Raw genomic sequence first — 13,028 nt, forward strand, 5'->3', positions numbered from 1 at the left:
CTTAAACCTGCAAGGTTTTGAAAACATTGCAGGAAAACTAAAACTGAATAATTTAATTAGTCGGCCTATCTTCTAATTTAACTCCCCATTTTTTATTAGGTTTTGGTCCCATAATAAATTCTAAAACTCCTCCAGCATCAATATCCGCTTGATGAATATAAGTTTTTGTATACCTTTTACCATTTAATTTGGCACTTTGGATATAAATATTTTTATCAGAAACATTGTTTGCCATAACTTTAAAAATGTTTCCGTCTTTCAATTCAATTGAAGCTTCTTTAAGTATTGGCGCCCCAATAACATAAATACTACTTGCAGGATTTACAGGATAAAAACCAATCGCACTAAACACGTACCAAGCCGAAAGCTCTCCGCAATCATCATTTCCGGAATAACCGGATGAAGTTGTGTTGTACATTTTCATTAAAATTTCTGTTACATACTGTTGGGTTTTCCAAGGCTGACCCGCATAATTATACAAATAAGCAATATGATGACTTGGTTCGTTTCCGTGTGCATATTGTCCGATGAAACCTGAAGCATTGTCATTTACTTCTTCTGGTTTGTCTTCTAAGGTGAAAAAGGTGTCCAGCTTTTTAGTAAATAAATTATCTCCTCCCACTAAATTTACTAATCCTTTTACATCTTGCGGAACGTACCAAAAATATTGCCAGCCATTACCCTCTGTAAACGGATATCCGCCGTTTGCACCATATTTTAAAGGATCGAAAGGACCAATCCAATTGCCTTTATCATCTTTTGCCCTGAAGAAACCAATTTGTTTATCGTATAGATTTCTGTGGAATTGGGAACGTTTTGTAAAATGATTATAATCATCCGTTTTCCCTAATTTCTTCGCTAATTCTGCTACACACCAATCATCGTAAGCCATTTCCAATGTCAAGGAAACCGATTGTGATTTTAGGTTTTCAGGAATGTATTCGTACTTTTCCCAAATCCCAAACGGTGATCCCGGATGCTCTCGTGTTGCCGAATTCTTTACAGCTTCAAAAGCCAAATTTGCATCAATACCTGATAAGTTTTTAAGTACTGCATCAACAACTACCGGAATCGCATGATTGCCTATCATACAGTAATTTTCCTGTCCCCATAATTGCCATATTGGTAAATAGCCAAAGGCTTTGTAATACGCCAACATACTATTCACAAAATCAACAGAACGCTCCGGTTGTGTTATCGTGTACAACGGATGCGCGCCACGAAAGGTATCCCACAAAGAGAATGTTGAATAATAAGGTTTTGATGAATTTCTGGTTGTAAAATCAGCAGATGGATAATCTCCGCTCACATCTGATAAAGTATTGGGCTGAATAAAAGTATGATACAAAGCCGTGTAGAAAATTTGCTTTCGTTCTGCTATACCTTCAATTTTTATTTTGCCGAGTTCTTTTTCCCAAACGGCATCCGCGGCATTTACAGTTCTTTCAAAATCCCATGCAGGAATTTCTGCTTGTACATTCAAACGTGCATTTTCTATACTGGTTGCCGAGATCCCAACTTTTACCAAAACTTCTTGTTGTTTTGAGGTATCAAAATCTAATATAGCCCGAATTGCGTTTCCATTGACTACCTTGGCATTGTCATAAACATTTCCACCATCAGTAATATGATTACGAATTATTGGCTGCGAAAATTCAGCATGAAAAAATACTTTTCGCATTGGTGCCCAACCTGTAATAATACGATAACCTTTAATAGTATGATCATTTGGAAATGAGAGTTGTGATGCAATAATTTTAGTATTCCAATCTGACTTTTTCATCGAATGATCCAAATCGATCACAATATGTGCTTCTTTATTTTTAGGAAAACTATATTTATGAAAACCGGCATGCGTAGTTGCTGTCAATTCTGCTTTTACCTGATAATCTAAGAGTTCTACACTGTAATAACCCGGTTTTGCTGATTCTTTTTCATGAGAGAATTTAGATTGATAGGCATTTTGTCCTGTCTCTTCTTTAACTATTGGACCGCTAAAAGGCATCAACATAACGTCGAATAATTCGGCTACACCAGTTCCGCTTAAATGTGTGTGGCTGAAACCCGCGATTGTTGTGTCATTATAATTGTAACCACAGGCAACGCTCCAATCTGGTGTGTTACGAGTATCGGGACTCAATTGCACCATTCCAAACGGAACTGTTGCTCCAGGATAATTATTACCCGAAAGCGGTGATCCGTGTGCTGCTCCTGTACCGATAAGCGGATTAACATACGTGGTAGTTTTTTCTTTATTCTGTGCTCCAAGAACTATGGAACTTATTAAAGTCCCAAAGAGTATTATTTTATTTATAGTCATTCAAAATCTTGTTTAATTATCCTAACAGGTTTCAAAAACCTGTTAGGTATGATGGATAGTCATTATATGAATTTCATGAAATATGATTTCATCTTTATTTTAAACTGCCTCCAGCTTTAGCTAAATATCATTAAGTTAAGCATTTAAAAAATAAAATCCGTTTTTTTTCCGCGTTTTTACGAAGTAAATCTGTTTTATCCGCGTCAAAATTAGACGCTGATTTTACTGATTCGCTAAAGCGAAAACGCTGATAAAAACGGATTTTTATAATTACTTTCTTGATTAAACTGGTAAGTAATTTTATAGATTTCCCTTAACTTAATGACATTGAGCGAAAGCTGGAGGCTATTCAGAACTTGAATTTAATCTTTTTAATATTTCTCTTTTTGTTTGTCATTACAAGAAACGACGGATCTTCATTAGTAATTCGACAACATAGACATAGTGTATGTTAGCTTCTTACGGAGATCCCTCGTTCCTCGGGATGACAAGATTGTGTTGAATTCTTTACCTGTGTTTTCTAAACCTACAAGGTTTTGAAAACCTTGCAGGAATTCTAAACTATAACTTAGAAGAAGTAATTTCTTTCAACTCTCCATTTACCTTCACTTTTACTTTTGTTGGTGTTGCAGATAAAATTTCATACTTCGTTACTTTACCTTTTTCCCATTTGATGTTTATGGTAAAATTCCCTTCGGCTTTAAGCCCTTTTACTTCCCCTTCTTTTAACCAAACATCCGGCATTGCAGGCAATAATTCTATAAATCCTGCATGACTCTGGATCAGCATTTCACCAATTCCGGCGGCTGCTCCAAAATTTCCATCGATTTGAAATGGTGGTCCGGCAGAAAGTAAATTAGGGTAAACGCCACCTCCTGCTCCATAATTAATATTAGTTGCAAGAGTAGGTCTAAGAATTGTTTTTAATAATCTATACGCTTTATTTCCTTCTTTCAAACGGGACCAAAACAACATTTTGTATGCGATTGACCAACTTGGTCCATCGTCTCCTCTTACTTCAAGGGTTTTCTTAATCGCATCAACAAGTTCAGGTTTGTTTTCAGGCGTAATCAAAGATCCCGGATATAAGGCATATAAATGAGAAATATGACGGTGTTGAGGATCTTCTTCTTTATATGGTTTTAACCATTCCTGTATTCTTCCGTCAGGGCCAACCACTCCCGGTGGCGGTAATAATTTTAATTGTTTTTCAAGTTCAATGCTTAAATCATTGTCTAAACCTAGTTTTTTAGATGCAATTATCACGTTGTTAAACAATTCGCGAATAATCTGATTGTCAATTGTAGGTCCCATGCAAACATGTGACGTATCCCCATTTGGTAATAAAAATGAGTTCTCCGGCGATACAGACGGTGATGTCACTAACCAACCCGTTTCCGGATCTTTTACTAACATACTTTTATAAAATTGTGCTGCTCCTTTTAATACTGGATAAATTTCAGCCAGATATGCCTGATCATTTGTGTATAAATAATGGCTCCATAAATTGTTACACAACCAACCAGATCCTGATTTTGTGATTCCCCATGAAGCACTTTCGCCTGGTTCTGTGAATCCCCAAACATTGGTAATTACGTGCGCTACCCAACCATCGGCATTGTAATATGCTTTTGCGGTTTTTTCACCATTCGCTACCATTGCTTTGGTCATATCTTTTAACGGAAGATTTAATTCTGATAAATTAGCTGTTTCCAATGCCCAGTGATTCATTTGCACATTTACATCCAAATGATAATCTGCGTTCCAAGGTGTTTGAACGTTATTTGCCCATATTCCTTGTAAGTTTGGCGGCAATAATCCAACTCTGGTACTGCTGATACTTAAATAACGACCGTATTGGTAAAACAAAACCGGGAGCTCTGTATCTGCATCCGGTTCTTTTATAAAAGTGTCCAAACGCTCATTTGTAGGCAATGTTTTTTTTGTAGCTTTTCCAAAATTCAAAGTCACACGATTGAATAACTTTTGATAGTTTTCAATGTGCAATTTCTTCTGATCCTGATATTTCTTTTGCATTGCTAAATCCAAAATTTTATCTACTGAAGATTCGAAATTTTTATCTTTATAATCTGTTCCTGCCGATATAAAAATCACAACTTCTGTTGCGTTTTTTATTTCAATCAAATTATTTGTGTACAAAGCATTACCATCTATTATTTGAGCTTTTACTTTAGCTTTATACTTCATTCCTTTTCCGTCAGTTCCATTGTTTAACTGCCCTCTCATTACTAAAGAATTATCGGTGCCGTTTACAGTTTTAAAACGCTCTGGTCGGTCTAACTGAACGGTAAAATTCAGTTTCCCTTTTTTACTGGAAGTCAGTTTGATAAAAGCGGCATCATCGCCAAAACCGGCAAAATATTCACGCTTATAAGTTACTCCGTCAATGGTAAACTGAGTTGCTGCAACTGCGGTTTGAATATCCAGATTTCTGGTATAATTTGTCGCTTGTGATTTAGTTTTATAATCAAATTTCAACGTCATATTTCCCAAAACCTGATACGCTCCAAATGGTACATCAGCCCCATTTCCACTTCCGGAACCAGCTCCTTTACAGATAAAATGCTCATCAATTAATTTTTGAGCCTCTTTATTTTTATTAGCTAATAACAATTCCCTTATCTGAGGTAAGAAAGAATATGCCTGATAATTGTTAGCGTCTTGCGGAGATCCGCTCCATAAGGTAATTTCGTTTAAAACCAATTTTTCGGTTGTTACTCCTCCATCTGGCATGATTCCTAATCGGCCATTTCCTAGTGGTAATGTTTCTTCCCATTGAGATGCAGGTTTCGTGTACCATAACTCTAACGGATTAGTTTGAGAATAGCCTAAAAAAGGCAGTACTAAAAATAGGATTGATTTGTATTTCTTGATATTCATATTGTGTGTTTTTTTTAGTCTTTTGGATCGGTTATTAAACCTAACAGGTTTTTAAAACCTGTTAGGATAAAATCTCAATTATTTATTATAAGGAACAGCTTTTACAAGTGGTTTTTCTCCATTTTTTAAAAGTGCTTCGTCAAATTCTATTGTAATTTCTTTGCTTTCTCCTTTTAGTAAAGTAAAATAACTATCGCTAACAATTACAGGTAAAATCTGAGTTCCGTCTTTGTCGTTTAATACTTGAATATGAACTCCAAAAGCAATTCCAGACGGACTTGAAACTTTAGATTTTACAACATATTTTCCATTTTCTTTTACAACTTTAGTGGAAACATCAACTTTTGCTTTTGGCAATTTATTTAGTTCTGTGAAATCTTTCATGTTAGTTCCTCTCCAATAAAAATTCTCACTGATTAATTTATTCTGAGCATCTTTTAGCTTTAAGCGAATAAAATGTACCGGATTCAAATCAGAAGAATTAGTATTTGTTTCAGCTCCAAAAACTTTGAAATCATACAATGAATATCCCCAACCAGAACCACGTTTTACGCCTAACATTCTAACATAACGTGCTTTCATTTCATCAAACGAAATAGTTTGAAGTCCAGATTTTCCGTCTTTTATAATACTGGCATCTGTCCAGTTTTTTGCATCTGTACTGATCTGAATTTTATATTCTTTTCCGTAGGCATTTTCCCAATTCAAAACCACACGATTTACAACATATTCATTTTCAAGATCTACGTAGATCCATTCATCATCCGTTGATTTACTTGCCCAACGACTATTTGAATCTCCATCTGTAATATCTCTTGTATTTCCTCCATCTGTAGAAGATGCTACAACATTCTTTTGAAATGCCAGATCTTTTTGATTGGAATAAAACGGAATCACAAAACTCTCTGTAGCTGTATTCGAGTAGGAATCTACAACGGCTTTTTGATTGTATTTAGTAACTTGTTTTCCATCTAAATTATAAACAACAGCTTCGGCGTTTAGGTTTTTAAAATCCGTTCCTGTTGTATTGATTACTTTAACCGAGTTATTAACTGGATTCCATTGAATATGCAAAGGTTCACATGCCGATTTTACGCCCCAATAAGCGCCTGTTAAATCATAATAATAATCATAAGTCTGCCAAACCATACTTGGATAAGACGACTGACTCATCCAGGTCATAATTCCCGAAGCATCTTCCCACATATGATCTAACCAGCCTTCATACATGGCTTTGTTGGTTTCGATATTTAATAATTGGGCTTTTGTGGTATATTCTTCCAGATTATTTGGTTTTCCGTATCGTTCTGTTATGCTTTTATCATAATTATCCGGTGAAGCATTAAAGGCTTTTTGTCCAAAGAAATGTTTGTCCCACATATCATTTCGTGGCCACCAGTCTTTCTCCGGAATAAATTTTTTAAAACTTTCAATATTCGGAAAAACTGCTGTTCCAATTTCGGTTCTTAAACCCCAACCCGGACCATCTCCTGTGCCTACATAAGCTGCGGGATATTTGGTAAAATAAAATCTTGGATCTTTATTGCCCCAAAGTCCGCTTCCGCTTAAATTTCCTGTATTTGAACAAGGCTGATAATGACGATTGTTATTATCAAAAGTTTTAATATTTTCTGCAATCCAACCATTTAATGGAGCTTGCGGAACTCCTTCGTTATCTCCGCACCAAACAGCAATGCTGGCATGATTTCTTACTCGTTTTATTTTTTCAACAACATTATTATTAAAAACATGAATGTCCAAAGGTAAATTAGGATTTGCATTTAGCCAAAAATCATCCCAAACCATAATTCCATATTTATCGCAAGCTTCATAAAATTCGTCATCTGTAGTTGAACCCAACCAATTACGGATAATGTTGTAATTCATTTCTTTATGAAGTTTTACTTTAAGATCATATTCATCACCTCTGCAACGAAGCATATATTCACTCATTCCCCAGTTTCCACCTTTTAGAAATACTCTTTTACCACTGATCGAAACATGCAAAACGCCGCCTTCTGTATCATAAGTGTATTTTTTAATTCCGAAGGTTACTTTTTGAGCGTCAGAAACTACTTCACCAATTTTGAAAGTAAATTGACACGTATATAAATTAGGATCTCCGTAACCATTTGGCCACCATAATTTAGGATTCTGAATGGCTAATTCCGGAAACTGTTCTTTGCTCAATTTTATACTTGTAAGTCCGTTTGCATCCAGATTTATCTTTTTCGAAAAAGTAATATTTCCCGGCATGATTACGCCTGTCAAAATTCCTTCCTGGTTTTGTGCCGAAGAGTTTTTAAGGTCTACTTTTATTTCAAGATCCGCGCGTCCGTTAGACGGTAAATCAGTGTGAATCCAAGGATCTACAATGGTAATTTTGTTTGTATTACTAAGATAAACATCATCTGTAATTCCTGAGTTTAATCCCGGAACGTAAGGCATCCAATCCCAACCTGCACTTGAAATATAGGTTGGACTTCCGTAATTGTTTAAAGGCTGTTTTGGAATACTTACCAAAATTGCCAACACGTTTTTTTCATTGCGATGTACCAATTTCGTGATATCAAATTTACCACGTTGCATCATTCCGTTTAAAGTGGCTAATTTTTTTCCGTTAAGGTAAATATCTCCTTCACGATTAATTCCTTCAAAATTTAGCCAGATAATGTCTTTTGTGAAATTCTCCGGAACACTAAATTCTGAACGATACCAGAAACTGCGATCGTATTTTGCTTTATCAACCTGATAAATATTGTCTCCAAAATTCGGATCTTTCTCTACTCCGCTTACAACATAAGAATTGAAAATTGTACCCGGAACAACGGCTTTTACCCAGTTTGTATCGGAATAATTTGAGGTGAATATTTTAAGACTATCCTGCCCAACTTCTGCTTGTGGTTTCAGCTTCCAAACTATATCAGAAGAGTTTAAACTTATTTTGCTTTGAGAATAAATACGTAATGATAAAACATTTAGAACCAATAAAATTGTATAAATCTGAATATTAATAAACTTCATATTGTTACTTAATTGGTTTACAGATTGTAAACATTAAAAAATAAGAATGCCATTTTGGAATAAGTTTTTTCTAACAGAAAACTCACTTAGTACTGTTATTACCTAAATCCAAAATGGCATTGCAAATCAAAACTGTGATTAACCAAAAATCACTTGATCAAAAAAAATTACATTAAAACTATTTTTAAGGATATTAATATCCTGGATTTTGATCTTCCGGTCCAATATCCTGATTTTGCTGAATTTCTACTAGAGGAATTGGGTATCTGTTATGAAAATCGGCAATTGTACCGCTTTCAGCTGCCCATTTGTTGCGCGCTTTTACATTTTGAACTAATTTTCCTGTACGGATAAGATCCATTCTTCTCCATCCTTCAAACGCTAATTCACGCATACGTTCGTCAAGAATTCTGTCTCTGAAATCAGCTTGAGAAAGTCCGCTCCATTCCATTCCTGTTGGTAATGTTCCTCCAAAAGCACGAGTACGAACCTGATTTACATATCCTTCGGCATCAGAAGTACTTCCCAATTCATTTAAACATTCTGCGTAGCATAGTAATACATCTGAATAACGAATGTATGGTTTGTTTTTTCCTGAATTCCAAAACGATTGCTTTCCATCGACGCGAATATCTTCGTATTTTTTTACGTGCGGATCTAATTCATCTCCACCAAAACCTGCAGGAATTGTTGGTGTAATTCCTTTATAAGTAAAGTCATAACGGATACTTGCATCTTTACGTTTATCTCCCGGTTCCCAGATTCCGCCATTTGTTTTATCACTATAGCAATATTTGGTTGGAACCAATAAATCATATCCTCCAAAATAAGCATATTGATCTATGTTTGCTAATGCCCTTGACCCAGTTTGCCATTGAATTTGGTTGTTATCAGGATAGGTATTATTGAACTGAAATTCATAAAGTGACTCTGAAGAATTTGCGTGATCTGGGCTAAAAACATCAGCATAATTTGCTAATAAACTGTATTTTCCAGACGTAATTACTTTACCAAACCATTCTTTTGCCTGTGTATAATCACGTGCGCCCGAAGCTTCAGGAGCGTATAAAAATACTTTACCCAATAATGCCTGAGCTAGGTATTTCACAGGAAAAGTTAAGTTCTTTTGTGTGGTTGGCAAATTGGCTTCGGCAACTTTTAGATCATTTATAATATATGTATAAACGTCTTTTAGCGGTTGTCTTGCGTATCCTAATTCTTTAGTTCGAGCTTGATCCAAAATTGGAATTTCTCCCCAATATTGAGCCAATTCAAACATTAAACTTGCTCTGATAAAACTCGCTTCTCCAAGTAAGATACTTCTACGAGCAGCATCAGCTTCTGTATTATTGTTCAGTGCATAAATTGCCTGTGCGGCATAATGTACAGATGGCCAACGGGAATCCCATTGCTCTGCCAAAGCTGTGTTTTCCTGAGAAAGGAATCCATTATAGTAATCTAATCCTGCTTGTCCCGGAGTTGTCATTACCTGAAAAGCTCCTTGTTGGGTTTCGTCTGTTCCTAATTGAAACATTAATCCTCCTCTGTCTTTTTGTATGTTTCTCCATGAAGAATACATTCCTAAAACAAGTGGTTCTATATTATCCAATTTCGAAAAAGTCTGTTCTTCTGTAAGAGCAGTGTTTGGATCCTCCTCTAAAAAATCGGTACAGGAAGTCAATAACATTACGCATGCCATTGCGGTTAAAATTTTTACTTTCATAATTATATTTTTAATTATTGTCGAAAATTATTTTTATAGTGAAACATTTAAACCTAAAACAAACATTCTTGAGCTAGGATATCCATCTCCACCTTCAGGATCATATCCTTTATATTTAGTGGCTGTAAACAAGTTAGATCCTGTAACATAAAGACGCATATTTTTAAGGTATGCTTTTTCTAAAAGTTGACTTGGTAAATTGTATGATAATGTTAGGGCGTTCAAACGCAGAAATGATGCATTTTGAATTGCTAATGATGTTTCATAACTATTGAATCTTCCGCCGCCATAATAAGCTCTCGGTACATTTGTATCTGTATGTTCCGGAGTCCAGCGATCTAATAAATCGGTGTGAGCAGCACTCATTCCACCAGAACTCATAAAACTTTCGTAAGCTGAACTGATTCTTTTTCCTCCAATAGAATAAGCGAATACCGCATTTAATCCAAAACCTTTGTAACTGAAATCAGTTGCAAATCCTCCGTATGCATCAGGATCTGTATTTCCTACTACATAACGATCGTTATCGTCAATTTTACCATCTTTGTTTCTGTCAACCGGAACTATATCTCCAGGTTTAACAGTTCTTCCTCCAAAATCAATCTTGCTGATATCGGCCATATCTGATGTTTGTGCAATTTTATCAAACTGAAACACATAAATAGAATTGATAGATTGACCTACGAATAAATTTCCTGTTCTTTGGATTTCTACTCCTGTATAACCTCCTTTGTTATAGATTGCCGAAGTATCTCCGTACAATGCTGTTACTTTATTTTTTGCAGATGAAATGTTTGCTGAAATATCCCAATTGAAATCATTTTCTCTTAAGATTTTATAGTTTGCACTAAATTCAAGTCCTTTATTAACCATTTCTCCCACATTATCTACCTGAGAACCAAAACCACTTAACTTAGTTACTCCAATTACCATTAATAAATTATCATTTTTGATGTTGAAATAATCTACGGTCATAGACAATCTGTTATTAGCAGTTGCGAAGTCTAAACCGAAATCAAATTGCTTTTGTCTTTCCCATTGTAAATCAGGATTCCCCAGATATCCGCTTGGTTGATACACTACTGTACCATTCGTATAAACTGGTCTAAACTTACTTACATAAGAATAGTTTGGTATGTTTTGGTTTCCTGCAATACCATAACTTCCACGAAGTTTTAATAATTTAATAGATTCTACAGATTGCAAAAAGTCTTTAGAAATATCCCAGCCTAAAGCTACAGATGGGAAAGTTCCCCATTTATTATTAGGTCCAAAACGAGACGAACCATCTAAACGAGTTGTAACTGTTGCAAAATATTTTTTATCATAAGAATAGTTTAATCTTCCTGTATAAGACATTAATGACGTGGTTACAAAATCTGAACCCAGTGTAAAATCTTGTTTTTGCGAAGCTCCGTTCAAATACATATAAGTAAAGTCGTCTGAGGCAAAACCTCTTGCATCAACTTGTGTGTAATTGTTTGTGTTTTTTTGAACAGAAAACGCTCCAAGTGCACTGAAATCATGTTTTCCAATAGTTTTGGCATACGTTATTGTATTATCCCATTGGTAATTTAACTCACTATATCTGTAGTGATTTGCGTCTCCGTTTGCCGAATTTCTAATAGATTGTCCCGTATCAATTGGCTGATAAGAGAAGTTTGCCTGATCTGTAATATCAACAGAAAATGTAGTTCTTAAACTTAATCCCGATGTTGGTTTAATGTTTACGAAATTGCTTGACATCAAACGGTTTTTAGAACTCGTATTGTCAATTGTCAAACTTTTAATCGGGTTGTAAGCGTCTGAATTCAATACATCTCCGTATTTTAAATAAGTTGCATTTGGGTCAATTGGCAATAGAGGATTCGCTCCTAAAGCATTTCCAAAAGCACTTCCTTCAATATAAGTGGCGATGCTGCGAGAAAAAGTGGTATTTGTACCCACTTGCAACCATGATTTCACATCTTGTGTTAAGTTGATTTTTCCGTTATACCTTTTGAAAGATGAATCTTTAAGAAGTCCGTCCTCATCAGCATAGTTAAAACTCATAAAATACGAACCTTTATCACCTCCTCCAGAAAATGAAAGGTTATAATTTGTTTGTACTCCTGTACGCGTTACTTCATTTAACCAATCATAACTTTTTCCGTTTCTGTAAGATGCTAATTCGTACGGAGCAAAAACTGTAGAACCGTCTGATTTAATTTGATTGATATAAGCAGCACGATCAGCACCTGGATTTTTATCCATATATTGATTTGCAAATGCATCAACTCTAAGATCAAACAATTGTTGTCCGTTCATTAATGGCATTGCTTTGCTAAACTCAGATAATCCAACCCAAGTATCAAAATTCACTTTACCTTCTCCTTTTGTACCTTTTTTGGTTGTGATTACTACAACTCCGTTTGCACCTCTAGCTCCGTAAATTGCGGTAGAAGATGCATCTTTCAGGATGTCAATATTGGCGATATCATTAGGATTGATAGAGTCAAAACCACCTTCGATAATAAGACCATCGACTACAAATATTGGGTTTGTACCAAATTGTATCGAGTTGTTTCCTCTAATTTTAATCGAAGCATTTCCACCAGGAGTTGAACTTTGCTGTACATACACACCCGCAGCACGTCCTTGCATGGCTTGAACAACATTGGATGTAGGTGTTTCGGTTAGTTTTTTACCCTCTACGTTTGCTACCGCACCGGTAAGATCGCTTCTTTTTACTGAAGCTCCTACTACAATAATCTCATTCAATTCCTGAGTGTTAGGAGTCAGAGAAGCATTAATCTCAGCGCTATTTGCAACAACTGACTTCATAAGAAATCCGATGAAACTAAATTCTAAAGTCGATCCGGTTTTAACATTTGATAGTTTGTAACTACCATCAATGTCTGTTACAGTAGAGGTTTGTGTACCTTTTACAATAACTGTAGCTCCTGGTAATGGTAAATTTTCATTATCTGTAACTTTACCGGTGATGGTTTGGGAATAAAGTGTACCGGCGGACATCATAACTACTAAGAAGCATAAGTATCTTATTGCAATTCTCATAAT

The 13,028-nt window shown here is 35.4% G+C and carries 5 protein-coding genes; all 5 read right to left on the bottom strand.

Annotation, left to right across the window (positions count from 1 at the left end):
* Window positions 1–52: 52 nt before the first annotated feature.
* The 5 genes from EAH81_RS10415 to EAH81_RS10435 all read right to left on the bottom strand — a co-directional run bounded on the left by EAH81_RS10415 (window position 53) and on the right by EAH81_RS10435 (window position 13,025).
* Complete coding sequence (locus EAH81_RS10415) at window positions 53–2,320, bottom strand: GH92 family glycosyl hydrolase (RefSeq protein WP_140506660.1); 2,268 nt, start codon at window positions 2,318–2,320, stop codon at window positions 53–55.
* Window positions 2,321–2,881: 561 nt separating this feature from the next.
* Entirely contained in the window at window positions 2,882–5,221 is a 2,340-nt protein-coding gene (locus EAH81_RS10420; protein WP_140506662.1) for a glycosyl hydrolase family 95 catalytic domain-containing protein, read from the bottom strand.
* Between the two features lie 78 nt (window positions 5,222–5,299).
* The gene (locus EAH81_RS10425; protein ID WP_140506665.1) at window positions 5,300–8,245 is read right to left on the bottom strand and encodes a discoidin domain-containing protein; all 2,946 of its coding nucleotides are present in this window, start codon (window positions 8,243–8,245) and stop codon (window positions 5,300–5,302) included.
* A gap of 193 nt (window positions 8,246–8,438) precedes the next feature.
* Window positions 8,439–9,968 carry a RagB/SusD family nutrient uptake outer membrane protein gene (locus EAH81_RS10430; RefSeq protein WP_140506667.1) on the bottom strand — a complete coding sequence of 510 codons (1,530 nt, stop codon included), beginning with the start codon at window positions 9,966–9,968 and terminating at the stop codon, window positions 8,439–8,441.
* A 33-nt stretch (window positions 9,969–10,001) separates the two neighbouring features.
* A complete protein-coding gene (locus EAH81_RS10435; protein WP_140506669.1) occupies window positions 10,002–13,025 on the bottom strand; it encodes a SusC/RagA family TonB-linked outer membrane protein in 3,024 nt (1,007 codons plus the stop codon).
* Between the last annotated feature and the right edge of the window lie 3 nt (window positions 13,026–13,028).

The organism is Flavobacterium pectinovorum (assembly GCF_006438875.1).
In the GTDB taxonomy this organism is placed as follows: Bacteria; Bacteroidota; Bacteroidia; order Flavobacteriales; family Flavobacteriaceae; genus Flavobacterium; species Flavobacterium pectinovorum_A.

Coding starts and splice junctions, on each gene's coding strand:
- EAH81_RS10430 (WP_140506667.1), bottom strand. CDS start 9,968: ATGAAAGTAAAAATTTTAACCGCAATGGCATGCGTAATGTTATTGACT.
- EAH81_RS10435 (WP_140506669.1), bottom strand. CDS start 13,025: ATGAGAATTGCAATAAGATACTTATGCTTCTTAGTAGTTATGATGTCC.
- EAH81_RS10425 (WP_140506665.1), bottom strand. CDS start 8,245: ATGAAGTTTATTAATATTCAGATTTATACAATTTTATTGGTTCTAAAT.
- EAH81_RS10420 (WP_140506662.1), bottom strand. CDS start 5,221: ATGAATATCAAGAAATACAAATCAATCCTATTTTTAGTACTGCCTTTT.
- EAH81_RS10415 (WP_140506660.1), bottom strand. CDS start 2,320: ATGACTATAAATAAAATAATACTCTTTGGGACTTTAATAAGTTCCATA.